Raw genomic sequence first — 22,820 nt, forward strand, 5'->3', positions numbered from 1 at the left:
AAGGCAGTCGCCAGCAGGGCATCGCAGATTCCTGAATTTCAGATTTCCCTGATGCCGGATGGCATCGTCGTCTTGAAGGCGCCCTTGTACGGGGCGTTTTTTTTTGCCGGTGCGCGGGCAAGGTCACGGGCGTTGTGGTCAGGGCGCCCGCCATCACAACCGCGCCCCCGCCGCGTATCATCGCGTCCCCTCCGCCGGCGCGCCCTTGCCATCCAAAAGATATGCAGCCCAGGTCCGTCGGTGCGACTTGTACAACCTATAGTCAATGCACGGACTTTTGCCCGGAGCCGCCCATGAGTCTCTTCCGCACCAAGAACATCGAATCCATGCTGGATGTCAGCGAGCATGATGGATTGCGCAAGGTGCTGGGGCCGATGGATCTGGTGCTGATGGGCATCGGGGCCATCATCGGCACGGGCATCTTCGTGCTGACCGGCACCGGCGCGCTGACGGCCGGCCCGGCGCTGACCGTGTCGTTCGTGATCGCGGCCATGGCCTGCGGTTTTGCAGCGTTGTGCTACGCAGAGTTTGCGTCCGCGATTCCTGTTTCCGGATCGATCTACACCTACAGCTATGCCACGCTGGGCGAGATCATCGCGTGGATGATCGGCTGGGATCTGCTGCTCGAATATGGGCTGGCCACCTCGGCGGTGTCGGTGGGGTGGTCGGGCTATTTCCAGTCGCTGATCGCGGGCTTCGGGCTGCACCTGCCCGCCGCCATCACCGCCGCGCCGGGCTCGGTGCCGGGCGTTCACACGCTGGTGAACCTGCCCGCCATCCTGATCATGCTGGCGATTACCTGGGTGGTGTCGTATGGCGTGCGCGAATCGGCGCGGCTCAACAACGTGATGGTGGCCATCAAGATCGCCGTGGTGCTGATGTTCATCGTGGTGGGCGTCTGGCACGTGAAGCCGGCCAACTGGCAGCCGTTCGCGCCGTTCGGCTTGACGGGCATCTTCAACGCGGCGGCGCTGGTGTTCTTCGCGTTCATCGGCTTTGACGCCGTGACGTCGGCCGCCGAGGAAGTGCGCAACCCGGGCCGCGACATGCCGATTGGCATCATCGGGTCGCTGGCGGTCTGCACCATCCTGTACGTGGCCGTTGCCGCCATCATGACCGGCATCGTGCCGTTCATGAAGTTCGAGGGCGTCGATCATCCGGTGTCGCTGGCGCTGCAGTACGCGGGGCAGAACTGGGTGGCCGGGTTTGTGGACCTGGGCGCCATCCTGGGCATGACCACTGTGATCCTGGTGATGACCTACGGCCAGACGCGCATCATCTTTGCGATGTCGCGCGACGGCCTGCTGCCCGAGGCGCTGTCGGCCGTGCATCCCGTTCATGCCACGCCGTTCACGGCCACGTGGATGGTGGGCATCGTGTTCGGGGCCATCGCCGGGTTCGTGCCGCTGAACGTGCTGGCGGAGCTGATCAACATCGGCACGCTGTCGGCCTTCACGCTGATCTCGATCGCCACGCTGGTGCTGCGACGCACGCAGCCGCACCTGCCGCGCACGTTCCGCTGCCCTGGCGTGCCGGTGGTGCCACTGCTGTCCGTAGCGTTTTGTCTATTTCTGATGGCGCATCTGCAGAAGCTGACGTGGATCGCGTTCCTCTGCTGGCTGGCGCTGGGGCTGGTGATCTATTTCGCCTACTCGCGCCGCAACGCCGTGCTGCACAACCACGGCGGCGATGCCCAGGGCTGATCAGCGCGTGCCGGCCTGCTCGAAGAATGCGCGCGAGCGCGGCTCGCCGGCGTAGGCCGAATTGATGCGTACCCATGCCGATGTCTCGCCGCCGGGGCGGAAGAAATGCCCCGGTGCCAGCGAGATGCCGTGGGTCTCCGCCATCGCCACCAGCTCGCGCGAATCCTCGATCGCAGGCGAGCGGGCCCACAGGAAGTTGCCGCCGGCCGGCTCGCAGAACACCTCCCAGCCGTACTGGCCAAGGATCTTTACGGCGTCGGCCGTCACCTCGCGCGTGCGCACGCGCAGCCGCTCCACGTACTTGCGATAGGCGCCGCGCTCCAGCATCGTCGCCGTCACGGCTTCGGCAAAATGCGATCCCGCCACGCTGGTCAGCACCTTCACGTCGATCAGGTCCTTGATCAGCGCCTTGTCCGCGACGATATAGCCCACGCGCAGCGCCGCCGACACCGTCTTCGAGAAGCCGCCGATGTAGATCACATGCTCAAGCTGGTCCAGCGTGGCCAGCCGGTCGGTGAAATTGAGCTGGAAGTCAGAAAAGATGTCGTCTTCGACAAAGCGGAAGTTGTGGCGGCGCGCCAGTTCGAGCAGGCGGAAGGCTACGGGCGGCGCCAGCGTGGAGCCGGTGGGGTTCTGCAGCACGCTGTTGGTGAAGAACAGCTTGGGCTTGTGGTCGCGCAGCAGGCGCTCGCATGCCTCGGGGTCGGGGCCGTTCGGCGTGTGCGGCACGCCCACCAGCTGCACGCCATGCATGCGCAGCAGCCCGAACAGGTTGTAGTAGCCGGGGTCTTCCACGAAGACCGTATCGCCCGGCTTCAGCAGATGGCGCACGATCAGGTCCAGCGCCTGGCTGGCGCCCGACGTGATCAGCACCTGCGACAGTTCCGCCTCGATGCCCACCTGCCGCACGCGCGTCAGCACATGCTTGCGCAGCGCCGGATGCCCAATCGGTGTGGCGTAGTGGATCACGCTGTCGATGTCGTGCCGGGTGATATGGCGGATGGCCTGCGTCAGCCCCTCAACGTCGCGCCATTCCTCTGGCACGAAGCCGCCCGCAAGCTTCAGCGTGCCGCTGGGATGGTGGAACTGGTCGATGATATGCAGCGACAGGTCTTCGGCCAGGCTCGGGTCCGACCACCCGCGCCCACGGCGCCCCGTCAGCGCGCTTTCGGCCACATAGAAGCCCGAACCCTGGCGCGAATCGACCAGACCCTGCGACACCAGGCGGTCATACGCCTCGATGACCGGAAAGCGGCTGATGCGATGTTCGGCGGCCAGCGCGCGGATCGACGGCAGGCGGGCGCCCGGCGTGGCCTCGCGCGAGCTGATCCAGTCCTTCACGCCCAGCACGATCTGTTCGGTCAGGGGGACGCCAGTGGCGGAGTCGATGACGAGTTTCATAGGTGACGGGGACGGCAACTGTCAGTCAAAACTACTGAACAGTTCAACGAAAACTGTTCGGAACTGTGCATGGGATTGTAGTCCCCGCCATGAATAATGGAAGCGTGGTGCAGCGCCCCCCTTTTGCCTCCGATCCATTGATCCAGAGCGGCTGCGCCGGCAAGACAAGGAGACACCCATGCGTGAACTCAGGACTTTTGAACTCGACGAACCGGGCCGCCCCGTCAGCTGGCGTGCGCGCCATGGCCAGAGCGTGACCGCGCTGGAAGGCAGCCTGTGGCTGACCCTGGAAGGGCAGATGGCCGATATCTGGCTGCGCCCCGGCGACGTGTACGCGCTCATCGAAGGCGAACGCATCTGGCTGTCCGGCGAGGCGCCGGTCGCGCGCTTCCTGCTGACCGAGACGCCGGCGCCGTGGTCGCTGCGCCGCGCCGTGTTCATCGCCCGCCAGCTCAAGCGCCGCTTGGATGCCCGCAAGACCGACGCCTTCGGCGACTGCCCGCAAATCCACGCCTGACCGGGCGCCAGACACTTTCTCCTGGGATCCGGAGCCGTCATCGTCACCTTTGCCGACTTCCCGCGGCGAAGAGACGGCTTCCGGGCCCTTCTTCCCGCCTTCGTTCCGCCTTCATCCCCCTTTTTCGGTCCCCGCCCCTGTGCGACGATGCCAGCCATGGCCCTCGGTGCTTTCCCGCGCCCCTGGACTTACGTTAACGTAAACGTCATATAATCGTCCGGCCCCTGTCAGCGCGGTCGCAGAACCGCCGGCGCATGCCAGCATGGGCAGCCAGCCACACAACAGAGCGGTGGAGACAATGACTGATCTTTCGGATGTGAGCAGGACGGCGGCCGTCCGGCCCCAGGCCACGCAGGCGACCCAGGGCCAGGGCCCAGTCAACAAGGTGCGCTTTGTCACCGCAGCGTCGCTGTTCGACGGCCATGACGCATCGATCAACATCATGCGGCGCATCCTGCAGTCGCACGGCTGCGAAGTGATCCATCTGGGGCACAACCGCTCCGTCAACGAAGTGGTGACCGCCGCCTTGCAGGAAGACGTGCAGGGCATTGCCATCTCCAGCTACCAGGGCGGCCACGTCGAATACTTCAAATACATGATCGACCTGCTGCGCCAGCACGGCGGCGAACACATCCAGGTGTTCGGAGGCGGCGGTGGGGTGATCGTCCCCGACGAGATCCGCGAGCTGCAGGCCTACGGCGTGGCGCGCATCTACAGCCCCGAAGACGGCCAGCGCATGGGCCTTGCCGGCATGATCGCGGACATGGTGCAGCGGTGCGATATCGACCTGACGCGCTACGCGCCGTCCACGCTCGATGCGGTGGCCGCTGGCGACCGCCGCGCGCTGGCGCAACTTATTACCGCGCTGGAAAACGGCAAGGCCGCGCCGGCGCTGGTCAGCGCGCTGCAGGCGCGGGCCGGGGCGTCCGCCACGCCGGTACTGGGTATCACCGGCACGGGCGGCGCGGGCAAGTCGTCGCTGACCGACGAACTGATCCGCCGCTTCCGGCTGGACCAGCAGGACGCACTGTCCATCGCCGTGATCTCGATCGACCCGTCGCGGCGCAAGTCCGGCGGTGCGCTGCTGGGCGACCGCATTCGCATGAATGCGATCAACCATCCGAACATCTTCACGCGCTCGTTGGCCACGCGCGACGCCGGCTCGGAGATCTCGCAGGCGTTGCCGGACGTGATCGCGGCCTGCAAGGCGGCTGCGTTCGACCTGGTGATCGTGGAGACCTCGGGCATCGGGCAGGGCGACGCGGCCATCGTGCCGCACGTGGACCTGTCGCTGTACGTGATGACGCCCGAGTTCGGCGCCGCGAGCCAGTTGGAAAAGATCGACATGCTCGACTTCGCCGATTTCGTGGCGATCAACAAGTTCGACCGCAAAGGCGCGCAGGACGCTTGGCGCGACGTGGCCAAGCAGGTGCAGCGCAACCGCGAGCGGTGGCACGCCAGGGCCGACGAGATGCCGGTCTACGGTACGCAGGCATCGCGATTCAACGATGACGGCGTGACCATGCTCTACCAGGGCCTGGTGGCGTCATTGGCCGAGCGCGGCCTGCATTTCGGGCCGGGCGTGCTGCCGAAGCTGGACGGCAGGATTTCGACGGGCCAGAACGTGATCGTGCCGCCGGCGCGCAATCGCTACCTGGCCGAACTGGCCGATACCGTGCGCGCCTACCATCGGCGCGTGGCCGAGCAGAGCCGCCTGGCGCGCGAGCGCCAGCAACTGCACGCGGCTGGAGCGATGCTGAAATCGTCGAACAGCGATGCCAACGGGCAGGCGCTCGCAGCGCTCGCCGCCGAGCGCGATGCGTCGCTGGGCAGCGTGGAGCGCAAGCTGCTGGCGATGTGGCCGCAGATGCAGGCCGCCTACAGCGGCGACGAGTACGTCGTAAAGATCCGCGACAAGGAAATCCGCACCGGCCTGATCACGACCACGTTGTCGGGTACGAAGATTCGCAAGGTCGTGCTGCCTCGCTTCGAGGACGAAGGCGAGATCCTGAAATGGCTGATGCGCGAGAACGTGCCGGGCAGCTTTCCGTACACGGCGGGCGTCTTTGCGTTCAAGCGCGAGGGCGAGGACCCCACGCGCATGTTCGCCGGCGAGGGCGACGCCTTCCGCACCAACCGTCGCTTCAAGCTAGTGTCCGAAGGCATGGACGCCAAGCGCCTGTCGACTGCGTTCGACTCGGTCACGCTCTACGGCGAAGACCCGCACGAGCGCCCCGACATCTACGGCAAGGTGGGCAACTCGGGCGTGTCGATCGCCACACTCGACGACATGAAGGTGCTGTACGACGGCTTTGACCTGACCAGCCCCAGCACGTCGGTGTCGATGACCATCAACGGCCCGGCGCCGACCATCCTGGCCATGTTCATGAACACGGCCATCGACCAGAATCTGGACAAATTCCGAGCCGATAACCAGCGCGAGCCGACTGCCGACGAAGAGGCCAAGATTCGCGCCTGGGTGCTGCAGAACGTGCGCGGCACCGTGCAGGCGGACATCCTGAAGGAAGACCAGGGGCAGAACACCTGCATCTTCAGCACCGAGTTCTCGCTGAAGGTGATGGGCGACATCCAGGAGTATTTCGTCCACCACCAGGTGCGCAACTTCTATTCGGTGTCGATCTCGGGTTACCACATTGCCGAGGCCGGCGCGAACCCGATCTCGCAACTGGCCTTCACGCTGGCCAACGGCTTCACCTATGTGGAAGCCTACCTGGCGCGCGGCATGCATATCGACGACTTTGCGCCGAACCTGTCGTTCTTCTTCTCGAACGGCATGGACCCCGAGTACAGCGTGCTGGGCCGCGTGGCGCGCCGCATCTGGGCCGTGACGATGCGCGACAAGTACGGCGCCAACGAGCGCAGCCAGAAGCTTAAGTACCACATCCAGACGTCGGGCCGGTCGCTGCACGCGCAGGAGATCGACTTCAACGACATCCGCACCACGTTGCAGGCGCTGATCGCCATCTACGACAACTGCAACTCGCTGCACACCAACGCCTATGACGAAGCCATCACCACGCCCACGGCCGAATCGGTACGCCGGGCGCTGGCGATCCAGTTGATCATCAACCGCGAATGGGGCGTGGCGAAGTGCGAGAACCCCAACCAGGGCAGTTTCCTGATGGAGGAACTGACCGATCTGGTGGAAGAGTCGGTGCTGCAGGAGTTCGAGCGCATCGCGGAACGCGGCGGCGTGCTGGGCGCGATGGAAACCGGCTACCAGCGCGGCAAGATCCAGGAGGAATCGCTGTATTACGAGCAGCTCAAGCACGACGGCACGCTGCCCATCATCGGCGTGAATACCTTCCGGAATCCGAATGGCGACCCGACGCCACAAACGCTGGAACTGGCCCGGTCGAGCGAGGCGGAAAAGCAGAGCCAGTTGACCCGCCTGGCGGAATTCCATGGCGGCCACGGCGCGGACGCATCGGCCATGCTGGATCGCCTGCGCCAGGCCGTGATCGACAACGGCAATGTATTCGCGGTGTTGATGGATGCGGTGCGCGTGTGCTCGCTGGGGCAGATCACGCACGCGCTGTTCGAGGTGGGCGGCCAGTATCGTCGCAACATGTGAAAAAGCAGCCGGGAATCGCGGGTGGCCGGTTCACGGCACGGAGCACTGGGGCTACACTCTTTGCTCCGTCGCCGTCAGGCCATCCCTTCCCGAGACACCCATGCAAGCCGAGTACGACAGCAACAACATCTTCGCCCGCATCCTGCGTGGTGAACTCCCGTGCTTCAAGATCTACGAGGACGCCGACGCGATCGCGTTCATGGACATCATGCCGCAATCGGATGGCCACGCGCTGGTGGTACCGAAGGAGGCTGCCGTGGACCTGTTCGGCCTCTCCGAGCAGGGCGCAGCCGCGGCGATCCGTGCCACCCAGATCGTGGCACGCGGCGTGCGCGAGGCATTCCAGCCCGACGGCGTAGTGATCAGCCAGTTCAACGGCGAGGCGGCCGGCCAGACCGTGCCGCACGTGCACTTCCATATCGTGCCGCGCTATGCGGACCAGTCCCTGCGCGGCCACGCCCGCCAGCAGCAGGACATGGAAGTGCTCAAGCAGCACGCGGCGCGCGTGGTGGCGGCCCTGGCCCGCCTGCAAGGCTGAACCTCCGCCGGTCGGACGCACCGAATCAAGCAGACCAATCAAATCACTGACAAAGCAAGGAAGCGAGACATGGCAATCAAGACAGTGGGCATCGTGGGTGCCGGCACGATGGGCAACGGCATTGCGCAGGCGTGCGCGGTGGCGGGCCTGGACGTGGTGATGGTCGATATCAGCGACGCCGCCGTGCAGAAGGGCATCGCCACGGTGGCCGGCAGCATGGACCGCCTGATCAAGAAGGAAAAGGCCATCGAGGCCGACAAGGCGGCCGCGCTGTCGCGCATCCACGGCAGCACGTCGTACGAGGACCTCAAGCGCGCCGACATCGTGATCGAGGCCGCCACGGAAAACTACGATCTCAAGGTCAAGATCCTGAAGCAGATCGACAGCATCGTCGGCCCGGACGTGATCATTGCGTCGAACACGTCGTCGATCTCGATCACGAAGCTGGCTGCCGTGACGTCGCGCGCCGACCGCTTCATCGGCATGCACTTCTTCAACCCGGTGCCGATGATGGCGCTGGTGGAACTGATTCGCGGCCTGCAGACCAGCGACGCCGCGCACGCCGATGTGGATGCCCTGGCCAGGCAGTTGGGCAAGTACCCGATCACGGTCAAGAACAGCCCAGGCTTCGTGGTCAACCGCATCCTCTGCCCGATGATCAACGAGGCGTTCTGCGTGCTGGGCGAGGGCCTGGCGTCGCCGGAGGAAATCGACGAAGGCATGAAGCTGGGCTGCAACCATCCGATCGGCCCGCTGGCCCTGGCCGACATGATTGGCCTGGACACGATGCTGGCGGTGATGGAAGTGCTTTACACCGAGTTCGCCGATCCGAAGTACCGCCCGGCGATGCTGATGCGCGAGATGGTGGCCGCGGGCTACCTGGGCCGCAAGACCGGCCGCGGCGTGTACGTGTACAGCAAGTAAGCCCCTCCGCGCGCAACGCGTGCGGACCCGGCCCTTTCGCGCGTGCGAAAGGGCCGGCCCCCCGGCGACGACGGGCGAATGAATGCCAGTCGTTTGCCATACGTCATCATCTGGTCACGTGGCCGTCATCGCGGATCGGCACCCGGCAGTAGCATCATCACATGCAGTCAATGTGGTGATGATCATGGTGACGAGGCGCACGATGCTGATGCCATTCCCGCAATGGGCGTGGCGGCAACCACCGGTTGCCTGGCAACGGATTCGGATGACAACCCGGGCCCGCTTTCCAATTTGAACGATCTCAAGATCACGGACCCGCTGGAGGATCTCAAGGCCGTGCTGCAGGTGCTGCTGGGCGAGATCCCGATCGTCGGGTGCTCGGCGCTGCTGGGCCTGCTCTGGCCGTGGAACCGCGATGTCTGGGCCCGATATCCGCGGGCAGGTGGAGGCGCTGATCAACCAGAAGATCGAGGATGCAGTCTTCAGCCTGCTCAAGCAGAAGCTCAATGGCATTGCGGACACGCTCAAGCTCTATGTGGCGGCCACCTCGACCGGCGACACGCAGAACATGATGATGCAGTTCGTGGTGACGAATACGCAGATGGTGGCGGCTGGACAGGAATTCCGTAATCCCGATTTCCAGTGGAAGGTGGCGCCGCTGTTCGCGATCTTCGCGCAGCTACATATGGTGCTGTTGCGCGACGTCGTGCTGAACGGCAAGGACTGGAGCTGGAACGCAAAGGTCTATGCGAGCTACGTCAAGCTGGCTACCGACACGGCACAGGACTATGCGAAGTACCTCGACGATGTGTCCCAGGCCGAGCGCAAGCGGCTGGCCGCGCAGGCACCGGGCAGCCCGGGCCGGCATCGCACGAACCTCTACAACTATTGGCAGCCGTTCGAGTGGAAGCGCGTGACGCTGCTGTCCGATTTCCGGATCCTCGTGGCGGCGATGGACCCGGTGGCGCATCCCGACCCCGTGCACGACCTGCCTTACGAGGACGTGTACAGCGAGGCGTATGGCACTGCCGACGATTGGGACAATACCTGCCGGGGCTGGGGCGAAGGCGTGACCACGCCGTTCGCACGGCCACTCGCCAACCCTTCACGGATCTACGTCGAGTACTTCAACCGGACGCCACGCATCGTCAACGTTCGCTACCCTGCGGGGCTGGGGCCGATAGTGCGCGGTGGAAAGCGCGGCGATGTGGTCGGCATCACTGCCGACTACAAGCCCGGCGTGGAGACGCAGACGGTGACTATCCCCGCGCCGGTGGGCGGCGCGCGTTTCAATATCGTCGGCGTAGCCATTCGCCGCGGCAGCATTCCGCTGGCGCTGGTGCTCAAGCTGGCCGATGGCAGCGCGTTGACGCTGTGGGATCGCACGGATCTGTATGTGCCGATGGAGGACGTGCCCGTGCCGTCCGGGCGCAAGCTCACGACGCTGACGATGTGGTCGCGCAGCCGGTACTACAACAGCGATCTCGGATGTCTGGTGCTGGGCTTCAGCCGCGATCCGGACGACGTGCCGCAACGCACGCGCGATCTGCTCTACATCACGGCAACGGGCGAGGATGACAACGCGCGGCGGGTGCGCAGCAGCGGCATCTCGCGGAGCCTGCAGGAGCGCCGCGAGGCGTACTGGGCCTGGGTGCGCAGCGCAAGGTAAGCACCCTGCGCCAACTCACGCCATCATTCGCCGTACTGTCGCAGCCCCTCCAGGTCGAGCACGTCGATCACGCCGTAGTCCACGCGCACCAGGCCCTGCTGTTCCAGCACCTTCAGGGCCTGGTTGGCACGCTGGCGCGAAATGCCGGCCAGCAGGCCGATCTCTTCCTGCGAAATCTCCAGCGTCGAGCCGATGCTCGGATACAGGTGTTCGTTGAACAGCGATGACACCGCCCGGGCCACGCGCGAATCGATGTCGAGCAGCCGCTCGTATTCGACCGCCGCGATGAACTGGCCAAGCCGCTCGTTGAACTGCATCAGCAGGAAGCGCGTGAACGGCAGGCTGGTATCCAGCAACCACTGAAAAGTCTCGCGTGGGACGAAAGCGATACGCGAGCGCCGCAGCGCCATCACGTCGTACTTGCGGATTTCCTGCTTGAGCACCGCGCCTTCGCCAAACCAGCCGCCGGTGGGCACGCCCGTGAAGGTGACCGACTTGCCCGATGGCGACACGGTGGTGATCTTGACGATGCCTTCCACCACGCCCAGCCAGTGTTCGGCCATTTCACCTTTGTGACAGACGTAGTCGCCTTGTGCGTATTCGTGCACGGTCATCACGCGTTTGACACGGTCGCGCTGCTCGGGGCTCAGGTCGACGGCCCAGGCGCAGCGGTCGATGAACGAGAAGGTGTCAGCGGCAGGCATTGCGCTCCCGTAGGGATTAACCCGGAATTGTCGCCGGCGCGACAACCCGGCGGAATGGCATCGGCTATCTTACGATCACCCGGAACCGCCCCTGCCAGCATTCCTCACCCAACAAGGCAAGGCGGGCGTGATGCGGTGCGGCAATCGTCGCACCGGACAAGGCGCCCAGTATAGCGACCGGTCTGGCGGCTTGATACCCGGCATGGTCCCTAGGCCATCCGAAGGGGAGAGGAGACAGCGATGCAGGAATCGTCGGCAACGACCTTTCCGCGATGGCTGCTGGCGCATGCCCAGCAGCGGCCCGATCATCCGGCCTATCGCGAGAAGGATCTCGGTATCTGGCAGACCTACAGCTGGCAGCAGGCGGCCGCCGAAGTGCGCGCGCTGGCCTGCGGCCTGGCCGCGCTGGGGTTTCGCCGCGGCATGAACCTGGCCGTGGTGGGCGACAACCGTCCGCGCCTGTACTGGGCGATGACCGCCGCGCAGGCGCTCGGTGGCGTGCCCGTGCCGCTCTATCAGGACGCCATTGCCAACGAGATGGTCTACGTGCTCGACGATGCCGAGATCGAATTCGCCATCGTCGAAGACCAGGAACAGGTCGACAAGCTGCTCGAAGTGGAATCGCAGCTGGCGTCGCGTGGCCGCGCCGTGTGCCATGTCATCTACGAAGACCCGCGCGGGCTGCGCGACTACGATCATCCGTCGCTGCTGTCCTACGAGCGCGTGCAGGAGATCGGCCGCGAATTCGACCAGGCGAATCCAGGTTTTTACGATGCGCAGGTACGGGCGGGCGCGTCCGACGACACCGCGATCATCCTCTATACGTCGGGCACCACTGGCAAGCCGAAAGGCGTCTGCCACGCGCACGCGGGGCTGATTGGCGCCGCGCGCAACGGCTGCCAGTTCGACGGCCTGAGTGCCGACGACGACGTGCTGTCCTATCTGCCGATGGCCTGGGTGGGCGACAACCTGTTCTCGTACGCGCAGGCGATGGTGGCCGGCTTCACCGTGAACTGTCCGGAGTCGCGCGAGACCGTGATGACCGACCTGCGCGAGATCGGCCCCACCTACTACTTTGCGCCGCCGCGCATCTATGAAGGGCTGCTCACGCAGGTCATGATCCGCATGGAAGACGCGGGCTGGCTCAAGCGTAAGCTGTTCCACTGGGCGATGGGCGTGGCGCGCCGCTGCGGATCGGACATCCTCGACAAGCGGCCGGTACCTGCGCTGGACCGCCTGCGCTACGGACTTGGCGAAATTCTGATCTACGGCCCGTTGCGCAACGTGCTGGGCATGAGCCGCATCCGCGTGGGCTACACGGCGGGCGAGGCCATCGGGCCCGACCTGTTCCGCTTCTACCGCTCGATCGGCATCAACCTGAAGCAGTTCTACGGCCAGACCGAGACCTGCGCCTATGTGTGCCTGCAGCCGGACGGCCAGGTCAAGTTCGACTCGGTGGGGCCCGCCGCGCCCGGCATGGAGATCCGCATTGCCGACAACGGCGAGGTGCTGGTGCGCGGCGTGGGCCTGCTCAAGGCGTACTACAAGCGCGACGATGCCACGCGCGAGGCCATCAACGACGACGGCTACTTCATGACCGGCGACGCCGGCGTGATCGATGCCGACGGGCATCTGAAGATCATCGACCGTGCCAAGGACGTGGGCAAGCTGGCCGACGGGTCGATGTTCGCGCCCAAGTACATCGAGAACAAGCTCAAGTTCTTCCCGTACATCAAGGAGGCGGTGGCCTTCGGCACCGACCGCGACCGGGTCTGCGCGTTCATTAATATCGACTTCGATGCGGTGGGCAACTGGGCCGAGCGCCGGCATCTGCCGTATGCCGGCTACGTGGACCTGGCGGGCCAGCCCGACGTGATCGCCATGATTGCCGAATGCGTGGAACAGGTGAACGCCGACCTGGCCGCCGACGCGATGCTGGCCGGTTCGCAGGTGGCGCGCTTCCTGATCCTGCACAAGGAGCTGGACCCCGATGACGACGAACTGACGCGCACGCGCAAGGTGCGGCGCGGCTTTATCGCCGAGAAATACGCGGTGCTGGTGGACGCGCTGTACGCGGACAAGACGGAGCAGTTCATCGACACGCGCGTGAAGTTCGAGGATGGCCGCGAGGGCAGTGTGTCGGCCACGCTGAAGCTGGTGGACGTCAAACGCTTTCCGCCCGTGGGCGGGGCGCGCGCGGCGTGAGACAGGGAGACGCACAGATGACGGCAACCCAGACAGCGTGGCAGGGCGGCGCAGGTGGCGGCGGCATGTCGCGCGTCGATGCCACGGGCACCATGGCGTCGCCCGGCACCATCGCCCCGCCGGGCCATGTGGACACCGCGCACGACGATGGCCCGCGCACCGGCGATGCCCATCGGCCCGACACCACGGCCCGCGCCAGCACGCGCGGCGATGTGATCCTGGACCTGCAGCACATCTCGCTGTCGTTTGGCGGCGTGAAGGCGCTGACCGATATCTCGTTCGACGTCTGCGAGCACGAGATCCGCGCCATCATCGGCCCGAACGGCGCCGGCAAGAGTTCGATGCTGAACGTGATTAACGGCGTGTACCACCCGCAGCAGGGCCGCATCGTGTTCCGGGGGCAGGAGCGCCGCAAGATGCATCCGACGGCCGCGGCCCGCCAGGGCATCGCGCGCACGTTCCAGAACATCGCGCTGTTCAAGGGCATGACCGTGCTCGACAACATCATGACCGGCCGCAACACGCAGTTCCGCACCGGCGTGCTCGCGCATGCGCTGTGGTGGGGCCCGGCGCGCGCCGAGGAAATGCGCCATCGCCGCAAGGTGGAGGAAGTGATCGACTTCCTGGAGATCCAGGCCATCCGCAAGACGCCGGTGGGGCGTCTGCCGTACGGGCTGCAGAAGCGCGTGGAACTGGCGCGCGCGCTGGCGGCGGAGCCATCGATGCTGCTGCTGGACGAACCCATGGCCGGCATGAACGTGGAAGAGAAGCAGGACATGTGCCGCTTCATCCTCGATGTGAACCAGCAGTTCGGCACCACCATCGTGCTGATCGAGCACGACATGGGCGTGGTCATGGACATCTCCGACCGCGTGGTGGTGCTCGATTACGGCAAGAAGATCGGCGACGGCACGCCAGCCGAGGTCAAGGCCAACCCCGACGTGATCAAGGCCTACCTGGGCACCTCCCACTGAAGAAATCAGGAAACTACGATGACATTCTTCTTTGAGATCCTGATCGGCGGGCTGCTTTCGGGCCTGATGTATTCGCTGGTGGCGCTGGGCTTCGTGCTGATCTACAAGGCGTCCGGCGTGTTCAATTTTGCGCAGGGCGCGATGGTGTACTTTGCCGCGCTGGCCGTGGTGGGGCTGATGGACAAGGGCCTGCCGATGTGGGCGGCCGTGATCGGCGCCTTTATCGTCATGATCGTGGTGGGCATGAGCACCGAGCGCCTGGTGCTACGCAAGCTGGTGAACCAGCCGCCGATCACGCTGTTCATGGCCACCATCGGCCTGTCGTTCTTCCTGGAGGGGCTGGGGCCGCTGCTGTTCGGCAACGAGGTGCGGCCGATCCAGCTTGGCATCGTCGATGAGCCAATCGAGCCGATCCTGACCCACTTCAACATCGTGGTGTCGAAGTTCGACCTGGCCGCCGCGCTGATTGCCGCCGTGCTGGTGGCGGTGCTGGCGCTGTTCTTCCAGTACACCAAGGTGGGTCGCGCGCTGCGCGCGGTGGCGGACGATCACCAGGCGGCGCTGTCGCTGGGCATTCCGCTGCAGAACATCTGGGCCATCGTGTGGGGCGTAGCCGGCTTTGTCGCGCTGGTGGCGGGCATGCTCTGGGGGTCGCGCAACGGGGTGCAGTTTGCACTGACCTTGACGGCGCTCAAGGCGCTGCCGGTGCTGATCCTGGGCGGCTTTACGTCGGTGCCGGGCGCCATCGTCGGCGGGCTGATCATCGGCGCATCGGAAAAGCTGGCAGAGATCTATATCCCGCCCGTCTTCCAGTCGGTGTTCGGCGGCAATTTCGGCGGGATCGAAGGCTGGTTCCCTTATGTGTTTGCGCTGCTGTTTCTCCTGGTACGGCCCGAGGGGCTGTTCGGAGAACGACACATCGACCGCGTTTGACGGAGAACAACCATGCTCTACCGCGAATCCGGACAGTTCAAGACCAGCTACGTTGCCGACAGCCAGGTCTTTCCGATCCGGCAGGATCGTATTTTCTTTGCTTTGCTGATGGTGGTGGCGTTCGCCGTCATCCCGTTCACAGGCAGCGAGTACTGGTTCAACGCCATCCTGACGCCATTCCTGATCTTCTCGCTGGCCGCGCTGGGCCTGAACATCCTGACGGGCTATGCCGGGCAACTGTCGCTGGGCACCGCGGCGTTCATGGCCGTGGGCGCCTATGCGGCCTATAACTTCCAGCTGCGGATCGAAGGTATTCCGGTGCTGCTGACGTTCATCCTGGCGGGCCTGTCGTCGGCAGTGGTGGGCGTGGCATTCGGCCTGCCGTCGCTGCGCATCAAGGGCTTCTACCTGGCCGTGGCCACGCTGGCGGCGCAGTTCTTCGTGGTGTGGGCGCTGACCAAGTTTCCCTGGTTCTCGAACAACAGCTCGTCGGGCGTGATCACGGCGCAGCGGCTGGACCTGTTCGGCGTGGCCATCGATACCCCGATCAAGAAGTACCTGTTCGTGCTGGGCATCGTCACGGTGCTGGCGATGCTGGCCAAGAACCTGGTGCGCTCGGCCACGGGCCGCGCCTGGATGGCCGTGCGCGACATGGACGTTGCCGCCGAGGTAATCGGCATCCCGCTGATGCGCACCAAGCTGCTGGCCTTTGCCGTGAGCTCGTTCTACTGCGGCGTGGCGGGCGCGCTCTACGCGTTCTGCTACCTGGGGTCGGTGGAGCCGGACGGCTTCTCGCTGGACCTGTCGTTCCGCATCCTGTTCATGATCATCATCGGCGGCGTGGGCAGCATCCTGGGGTCGTTCCTGGGCGCGGCGTTCATCCTGCTGCTGCCGATCTTTCTCGATAACGTGCTGCCGGCGCTGGCCGCGCTGCTGCACCTGCCGTTCACGAACGCCACGGTGTCGCATATCCAGCTCATGGTGTTCGGCGCGCTGATCATCTTCTTCCTGATTGTCGAGCCACATGGCCTGGCCCGGCTCTGGCAGATTGCCAAGGAAAAGCTGCGTCTCTGGCCATTTCCACATTAGTCATTTCCATAACAACGCCCGTTCGAGGTGAAGGAGACTGTCATGACAACCGTGTTTCGCAACGTGCAGCGCGCCGCCCTGGTGGTCAGCGTCGCGGCTGCCCTGCTGGCGCCGGCCCTGCCGGCCCTAGCGCAGGCCAATGACCAGTTCGTGGCGCTACCCAGCTACCGCGTCGGCCCTTATGGCTCGAACGGGCAATCGTTCTATGGCGGCTTTGTCGACTACCTGAACTACGTCAATCTCAAGGAAGGCGGCGTCAATGGCGTGAAGCTGTCCTGGGAAGAGTGCGAGACCGAGTACAACAACGCCAAGGGCGTGGAGTGCTACGAGCGCCTGAAGGCCAAGAACGCGCAGAGCAAGGGCACCGCGTATCACACGATGTCCACCGGCATTTCGTACGCGCTGGTCGACAAGACCGCCGCCGACAAGGTGCCGCTGGTGATGATGGGCTACGGCCGCACCGACGCCGTCGACGGTTCGGTGTTCCCGTACGCGTTCCCGCTGGTCACCACCTACCAGATGCAGGTATCGGCCATCGTGAAGTACCTGGCGACGAAGAACGGCGGGTCGCTGGCCGGCAAGAAGATCGTCTACCTGTATCACGACTCGGCCTACGGCAAGGAGCCGATCGTCGCGCTGGAGGCCGAGGCCAAGCTTGGCAAGTTCAACCTGGTGGAGATTCCGGTGGCGCACCCGGGCAACGAGCAGGGCGCGCAATGGCTGAAGATCCGCCAGGAAAACCCCGACTACGTGATCTTCTGGGGCTGGGGCGTGATGAACCAGACCGCGCTGAAGGCGGCCCAGAAGGTGGGCTTCTCGCGCGACAAGATGATCGGGTCGTGGTGGGCAGGGTCCGAGGAAGACACCACGCCGGCCGGTGACGCCGCCAAGGGCTACATGAGCGCGACGTGGAACGTGGCGGGCAAGAGCGTGCCGCTGATCGCCGATATCGAGAAGGTGGTGTACGGCGCCGGCAAGGGCAACATGCAGGACCGCAACAAGGTGGGCTCGGTGCTCTATAACCGCGGCGTGTCGGCGGCGGTGGTGACGGTGGAAGCCATCCGCGTGGCCCAGGCCAGGTTCGGCAAGGGCAAGGTCATGTCCGGCGAAGAAATGCGCTGGGCTTTCGAGAACCTGAACCTGACCGGCCCCCGCCTGCAGCAACTGGGCGCCACCGGCCTGCTCCCCGAGATCAAGACCAGCTGCGACAACCACGAAGGATCGGGCAAGGTGAAGATCCAGCAGTGGGACGGCACCAAGTGGGTGGTGGTGTCGGACTGGATCGAGGGCAACAAGAACCTGATCCACCCGCTGTTCAAGGCCACGGCCGCGCAGTACGCGAAGGAGAAGGGCATCACGCCGGCCTGCATGAAGTCGCAGGCGGGCTGATCGGTGGTCTCCCCTCTCCTGCTGACAGCGGGAGAGGGGGCCAAAACACACAGGGACCAGACATGACCCTCCTGTCCGTCAACAACATCGAAGTCATCTACGACCACGTGATCCTGGTGCTCAAGGGCGTGTCGCTCGATGTGCCAGAGGGCCGCATCGTGGCGCTGCTGGGCGCCAACGGCGCGGGCAAGACCACCACGCTCAAGGCCATCTCCAACCTGCTGCATGCCGAGCGCGGCGATGTCACGAAGGGATCGATCGAGTACCGGGGCCAGCGTGTGGACCAGCTCACGCCCAACGACCTGGTCAAGCGCGGCGTGATCCAGGTGATGGAGGGACGCCACTGCTTCGCGCACCTGACCATCGAGGAAAACCTGCTGACCGGAGCCTACACGCGCGGCCTGTCGCGCGGCGAAACGCGCGACGCGCTGGAGAAGATCTACGACTACTTTCCGCGCCTGAAGACGCGCCGCAAGTCGCAGGCCGGCTACACCTCGGGCGGCGAGCAGCAGATGTGCGCGATCGGCCGGGCGATGATGGCCAAGCCGTCGATGATCCTGCTGGACGAGCCGTCGATGGGCCTGGCGCCGCAGATCGTGGAGGAAATCTTCGAGATCGTGCGCGACCTGAATACCCGCGAGCGCGTGAGCTTCCTGCTGGCCGAGCAGAACACGATGGTAGCGCTGCGCTACGCCGACTACGGCTACATCCTCGAAAACGGCCGCGTGGTGATGGACGGCGAAGCCGAATCGTTGCGCACCAACGAGGACGTCAAGGAGTTCTACCTGGGCGTGGCCGCCAACGACGCCGAAGGCGGCGCGCGCAAGTCGTTCCGCGACGTCAAAAGCTATCGCCGCCGCAAACGCTGGCTGGCCTGAATCTCCCCTGGACAACCGATATGGCTGAGTACTTCGATTCGCTGGAGACGCGCGCGCCCGCGGAACGCGAGGCCGCGCTGATTGCCGCTGTGGCGCGCCAGGTTGCGCACGCCCAGGCACATGCATCGTATTTTGCCGAGATCCTGTGCGACTTCGACGCTCGCGAGATCACATCGCGCAACGCACTGGCGCTGCTGCCCGTGACGCGCAAGTCCGAACTGAGCGCGCGCCAGCGCCTGGCGCCGCCGCTGGGCGGGCTCAATGCCACGCCGCTGGGCAGCCTGCGCCACGTCTTCCAGTCGCCGGGGCCGATCCACGAGCCCGATGGCTTTGCCGCCGACTGGTGGCGCACGGCCCGCGCGATGTTCGCTGCCGGATTCCGGGCCGGCGAACTGGTCTACAACACGTTCTCGTATCACTTCACGCCGGCCGGGATGATGATGGAGTCGGGCGCCCACAAGCTGGGCTGCTGCGTGTTTCCGGCTGGCGTCGGCCAGACCGAATCGCAGGTGCAGGCGCTGGCCAGCCTGCAGCCCACCGCCTACGCGGGCACGCCTTCCTTTTTGAAGCTGCTGATTGAAAAGGGCGGCGAGATGGGGCTGCCGTGCGGCAGCCTGTCCAAGGCGCTGGTGTCGGGCGAGGCTTGCCCGCCCGCGCTGCGCGCCTGGCTGCTGGACCACGGTATCACGGCGCGCCAGATGTACGGTACGGCCGATGTCGGGCTGATCGCCTTCGAGACCGACGGCGGCGACGGCTGGGTGGTGGACGAGGGCGTACTGGTCGAGATCGTGGAACCGGGCGGTACGAAGCCGATGCCCGAGGGCGAGGTGGGCGAGGTGGTGGTCACCGTGCTGGGCAATGGCGACTATCCGCTGATCCGTTTTGGCACCGGCGACCTGTCGGCTATCGTGGCGGAATCCACGCACCGGGCCAGCCCGTGCGGCCGGACCAATATCCGGCTGAAGGGCTGGCTGGGGCGCGCCGACCAGACCACCAAGGTCAAGGGCATGTTCGTGCATCCGGGGCAGGTGGCCGAGGTGCTGCGGCGCCACCCCGAAATCCGCGCGGCGCGGCTGGTGGTGACTGGCACGATCGGCGCCGACGTGATGACGCTGCATTGCGATGCCACGCGCGTCGACGAGGGCCTGGCGCTTGCCGTGGCCGATTCGATGCGCGAGGTGATGCGCCTGCGTGGAGAGGTGCGCTTCGCCGCGCCGGGATCGCTGCCGCAGGACGGCAAATCGATCGAGGACGCGCGCAGCTACGACTGAGTTGTGTCTGGACGACGGCCCGGGGGCGGCAGCGCTACGCCTGTGACGACGGACCGTCGCCGGCTTCAGGATACCCGCCGCGCGGCCGCGTGGGCAGCCGCACCATCCAGACCGTGACGGCGATGCCGATGGCGATCAGCGTCAGCGATGACACGGGCCGTGCGCGCAGCAGCCAGGCCGTGATGCTCATGGACGTCCACATCATCGACAGGGCCAGGCACTTGGCCCGGAACGGAATGCTGCGGTGGGCCTGCCAGTCACGCACCAGCGGCCCGAAGCGCTCGTGCGTGATCAGCCAGTTGTGGAATTTTTCCGACCCGCGCGCAAAGCACGCCGCCGCCAGCAAAACGAACGGCGTGGTCGGCAGCAGCGGCAGGAAGATGCCGATGAAGCCGAGCACCAGGCTGATGACGCCGAGCGCCACCCAGAACGCGCGGATCACGCGTTCCCGGTGCGTGAGCGTGCCAGGCAGGTCGGCTGGGGCGATGGGTGTGTCGGGGTCGGGAGAAGGCAACGGTTCAGGGCAAGGGGCGCAAAAACGCCCTTATGCTACCAGCCCCAGCCGGGCGCGCGCCGCATCGTACTCGGCCTTCATGCGCGCCACGATCTCGCCGGCGGTGGGAATGTCGTGGATCTGGCCCACGCCCTGGCCGGCACCCCAGATGTCCTTCCAGGCCTTGGTCTTCGAGCTGCCGCTCGAAAAATCCATCTTGCTCTTGTCCGCCACGGGCAGGTCGTCGGGGTCCAGGCCCGAATTGACGATGCTCTCGCGGATGTAGTTGCCGTGCACGCCCGTGAACAGGTTCGTGTAGATGATGTCCGACGCGGCCGAGCTGGTGATCGACTGCTTGTACTCGGCGCTGGCGTGGCCTTCCTGCGACGCGATGAAGCGCGTGCCCACGTAGGCGAAATCCGCGCCCATGGCCTGGGCGGCCAGCACGGCGTCGCCGGTGGCGATCGAACCGGACAGCGCGATCGGGCCATCGAAGATCTTGCGCACTTCGCCGACCAGCGCGAACGGCGACAGCATGCCGGCATGGCCACCGGCGCCGGCCGCCACCAGGATTAGACCGTCCACGCCAGCCTCGATGGCCTTTTCGGCGTGGCGAATGTTGATGACGTCGTGCAGCACGATCCCGCCGTAGCTGTGCACGGCGTCGATCATTTCCTTGGGCGGGGCACGCAGCGACGTGATGAAGATCGGCACCTTGTGTTCCACGCAGACCTTGATGTCATGTTCCAGCCGCGCATTGGAGGCGTGCACGATCTGGTTCACCGCGAGCGGGCCGACGGGCTTGCCCGGATTGGCCGCCTGGAATGCCGCCAGCTCTTCCTGGATCTGCGTCAGCCATTCGCCGAGCAGCTCGGCCGGGCGCGCATTGAGCGCGGGGAACGACCCGACGATGCCGGCCTTGCACTGCGCCAGCACCAGTTCCGGATAGCTGACGATGAACATCGGCGACGCAATGACGGGCAGGGCCAGGTTCTGCAGGGCTGGCGGAATGTGTTTGGCGGCAGGCATGGAACAGTCTCCTCGAATCCGTCTGATGAAATGACGCGGACAAGCGGTGCGAATTGCACGGTCGTTCGATTATAGGGAGTTTCGCCTGCCGTGGCGCCAGGGTAGAGCCAAGCCTCCAAGCCGGCCCCGGCCAAAAAAAAGCCCCGCTGGGTTAGCGGGGCGATTACCACGAAGACTGATAAGAAGAGACGGTCAGACACCTGCCAATGCCTTACCGTGAGACGAATCTTAGGGGACGAATATGACCACCAGAAGACAGTTCCGGGGCAATTCCGGAAAACCCGTAATCTGACGCGTACCCCGGCCCTGCCTAGACCTTTTCCAGCAGCAGGCCCTTCAGGTATTCGCCTTCGGGGAAGGCCGCCGACATCGGGTGATCGGTACCGGCGGACAGGCGACGCAGGATGCGTGCATCGGCGCGCGCATCGGTGACGGCGCCGGCCACGATCTTCTGGAACAGCTCCATGCTGATCGCACCCGAGCACGAGTACGTGAACAGCAGGCCGCCCGGTCGCAGCAGTTGCATGCCGACCAGGTTGATTTCCTTGTAGGCGCGGGCGGCACGGTCAATGTGCTGGGCCGACGGGGCGAACTTGGGCGGGTCCAGCACGATCAGGTCGAACTGGCGGCCCTCGGCGCGGAATTCGCGCAGCGTCTTGAATACGTCCGCGTCCAGCCAGGTGGCGCGCTCGGGGTCGAAGCCGTTCAGCGTCACGTTGCTGGCCGCGATCTTGAGCGCCTCGCCCGACGAATCGATCGACGTCACCGACTTGGCGCCGCCACGCAGCGCGGCCAGCGAGAAGCCGCCCGTGTAGCAGAAGCAGTTCAGGACGTCGCGCCCTTCGGCCAGGTCGCCCACGAGCTTGCGGTTGTCGCGCTGATCGACGTAGAAGCCGGTCTTGTGGCCGTTGCGCACGTCCACGTAGTAGCGCACGCCGTGTTCGGTCACGGACAGCTGCGGATCGGGCTCGGCGCCGGCCAGCACGCCGGTGACCAGCTCCAGGCCTTCGCGCTGGCGCACGGCCGCGTCGGACCGCTCGTACACGTTCGGGCAGCCCGTTTCCTTGACCAGCGCCTGTACCAGCGCGTCTTTCCACTGCTCCACGCCGGCCGAGTTGAACTGGCAGACCAGCTGGCCGGTCTCGCCCTGGCCGTAGTAATCGACGATCAGGCCCGGCACGCGGTCGGATTCGCCAAAGATCAGGCGCACCGCGCTGGTGTCGCTGACCCAGCGCTGGCGGTGGGCCAGCGCGGCGGACACGCGGCGCTTGAACATGGCGTGGTCGACCGGCTCGTTCTCGTCGAACGTCCATACGCGCGCCCGGATCTGCGATTCGGGGCTGTAGGCGCCGCGCGCCAGGAAGCGGCCGTCCGCGCTGCGGATGACCACGGTCGAGCCCGCCTCGCAGCGGCCTTCGGTGGAGGCAATACCCGTGGCGTAGACCCACGGGTGGCGCCGCAGCAGGGACTTTTCCTTGCCGGGCTTCAGGGTGATGACGTTCATGTGG

General features: G+C 65.4%; 18 protein-coding genes. 13 read left to right on the forward strand and 5 right to left on the reverse strand.

The window, feature by feature from the left end:
• Positions 1-293 precede the first annotated feature (293 nt).
• On the forward strand, positions 294-1,703 hold the full coding sequence (locus CYJ10_RS02160; RefSeq protein WP_101679922.1) for an amino acid permease: 1,410 nt from the start codon (positions 294-296) through the stop codon (positions 1,701-1,703).
• Here the strand turns inward: CYJ10_RS02160 and CYJ10_RS02165 are convergent, their stop codons facing one another.
• On the reverse strand, positions 1,704-3,104 hold the full coding sequence (locus tag CYJ10_RS02165) for an aminotransferase-like domain-containing protein (RefSeq protein WP_101679923.1): 1,401 nt from the start codon (positions 3,102-3,104) through the stop codon (positions 1,704-1,706).
• 178 nt (positions 3,105-3,282) lie between these two features.
• Here CYJ10_RS02165 and CYJ10_RS02170 point away from each other — a divergent pair, with 178 nt between their 5' ends.
• The 5 genes from CYJ10_RS02170 (at position 3,283) to CYJ10_RS02190 (ending at position 10,347) form a co-directional block, all read left to right on the forward strand.
• Positions 3,283-3,621 carry a DUF2917 domain-containing protein gene (locus tag CYJ10_RS02170; RefSeq protein WP_101679924.1) on the forward strand — a complete coding sequence of 113 codons (339 nt, stop codon included), beginning with the start codon at positions 3,283-3,285 and terminating at the stop codon, positions 3,619-3,621.
• 298 nt (positions 3,622-3,919) lie between these two features.
• Complete coding sequence (gene icmF, locus CYJ10_RS02175; RefSeq protein WP_101679925.1) at positions 3,920-7,216, forward strand: fused isobutyryl-CoA mutase/GTPase IcmF; 3,297 nt, start codon at positions 3,920-3,922, stop codon at positions 7,214-7,216.
• A 100-nt stretch (positions 7,217-7,316) separates the two neighbouring features.
• On the forward strand, positions 7,317-7,754 hold the full coding sequence (locus CYJ10_RS02180) for an HIT family protein (RefSeq protein WP_101679926.1): 438 nt from the start codon (positions 7,317-7,319) through the stop codon (positions 7,752-7,754).
• A 42-nt stretch (positions 7,755-7,796) separates the two neighbouring features.
• A complete protein-coding gene (locus CYJ10_RS02185; RefSeq protein ID WP_374703222.1) occupies positions 7,797-8,678 on the forward strand; it encodes a 3-hydroxybutyryl-CoA dehydrogenase in 882 nt (293 codons plus the stop codon).
• A gap of 415 nt (positions 8,679-9,093) precedes the next feature.
• Complete coding sequence (locus CYJ10_RS02190; protein ID WP_101679928.1) at positions 9,094-10,347, forward strand: insecticidal delta-endotoxin Cry8Ea1 family protein; 1,254 nt, start codon at positions 9,094-9,096, stop codon at positions 10,345-10,347.
• 23 nt (positions 10,348-10,370) lie between these two features.
• Here the strand turns inward: CYJ10_RS02190 and CYJ10_RS02195 are convergent, their stop codons facing one another.
• A complete protein-coding gene (locus CYJ10_RS02195; RefSeq protein WP_101679929.1) occupies positions 10,371-11,051 on the reverse strand; it encodes a Crp/Fnr family transcriptional regulator in 681 nt (226 codons plus the stop codon).
• A 240-nt stretch (positions 11,052-11,291) separates the two neighbouring features.
• On the opposite strand from CYJ10_RS02195, the gene CYJ10_RS02200 reads away from it, so the two are divergent.
• The 7 genes from CYJ10_RS02200 to CYJ10_RS02230 all read left to right on the forward strand — a co-directional run bounded on the left by CYJ10_RS02200 (position 11,292) and on the right by CYJ10_RS02230 (position 19,790).
• The gene (locus CYJ10_RS02200; protein ID WP_101679930.1) at positions 11,292-13,256 is read left to right on the forward strand and encodes an AMP-dependent synthetase/ligase; all 1,965 of its coding nucleotides are present in this window, start codon (positions 11,292-11,294) and stop codon (positions 13,254-13,256) included.
• 17 nt (positions 13,257-13,273) lie between these two features.
• Complete coding sequence (locus tag CYJ10_RS02205; protein ID WP_101679931.1) at positions 13,274-14,230, forward strand: ABC transporter ATP-binding protein; 957 nt, start codon at positions 13,274-13,276, stop codon at positions 14,228-14,230.
• An 18-nt stretch (positions 14,231-14,248) separates the two neighbouring features.
• Positions 14,249-15,163 (forward strand): branched-chain amino acid ABC transporter permease, encoded by a 915-nt coding sequence (locus CYJ10_RS02210; RefSeq protein WP_101679932.1) that lies wholly within the window; start codon positions 14,249-14,251, stop codon positions 15,161-15,163.
• Positions 15,164-15,175: 12 nt separating this feature from the next.
• Positions 15,176-16,252: a branched-chain amino acid ABC transporter permease gene (locus tag CYJ10_RS02215; RefSeq protein WP_101679933.1), complete on the forward strand. Its 1,077-nt coding sequence runs from the start codon at positions 15,176-15,178 to the stop codon at positions 16,250-16,252.
• A 42-nt stretch (positions 16,253-16,294) separates the two neighbouring features.
• Complete coding sequence (locus CYJ10_RS02220) at positions 16,295-17,641, forward strand: ABC transporter substrate-binding protein (protein ID WP_101679934.1); 1,347 nt, start codon at positions 16,295-16,297, stop codon at positions 17,639-17,641.
• 62 nt (positions 17,642-17,703) lie between these two features.
• On the forward strand, positions 17,704-18,519 hold the full coding sequence (locus CYJ10_RS02225) for an ABC transporter ATP-binding protein (protein WP_101679935.1): 816 nt from the start codon (positions 17,704-17,706) through the stop codon (positions 18,517-18,519).
• Between the two features lie 20 nt (positions 18,520-18,539).
• On the forward strand, positions 18,540-19,790 hold the full coding sequence (locus tag CYJ10_RS02230; protein ID WP_101679936.1) for a phenylacetate--CoA ligase family protein: 1,251 nt from the start codon (positions 18,540-18,542) through the stop codon (positions 19,788-19,790).
• Between the two features lie 34 nt (positions 19,791-19,824).
• On the opposite strand, the gene CYJ10_RS02235 is transcribed toward CYJ10_RS02230, so the two are convergent.
• The 3 genes from CYJ10_RS02235 to CYJ10_RS02245 form a co-directional block, all read right to left on the reverse strand.
• On the reverse strand, positions 19,825-20,304 hold the full coding sequence (locus CYJ10_RS02235) for a YbaN family protein (RefSeq protein WP_180862822.1): 480 nt from the start codon (positions 20,302-20,304) through the stop codon (positions 19,825-19,827).
• A 30-nt stretch (positions 20,305-20,334) separates the two neighbouring features.
• Positions 20,335-21,312: an NAD(P)H-dependent flavin oxidoreductase gene (locus CYJ10_RS02240; RefSeq protein WP_101679937.1), complete on the reverse strand. Its 978-nt coding sequence runs from the start codon at positions 21,310-21,312 to the stop codon at positions 20,335-20,337.
• 310 nt (positions 21,313-21,622) lie between these two features.
• Positions 21,623-22,816: a class I SAM-dependent rRNA methyltransferase gene (locus CYJ10_RS02245; RefSeq protein WP_101679938.1), complete on the reverse strand. Its 1,194-nt coding sequence runs from the start codon at positions 22,814-22,816 to the stop codon at positions 21,623-21,625.
• Positions 22,817-22,820 lie beyond the last annotated feature (4 nt).

It is taken from the genome of Cupriavidus pauculus (genome assembly GCF_002858765.1).
Lineage (GTDB): Bacteria > Pseudomonadota > Gammaproteobacteria > Burkholderiales > Burkholderiaceae > Cupriavidus > Cupriavidus pauculus_B.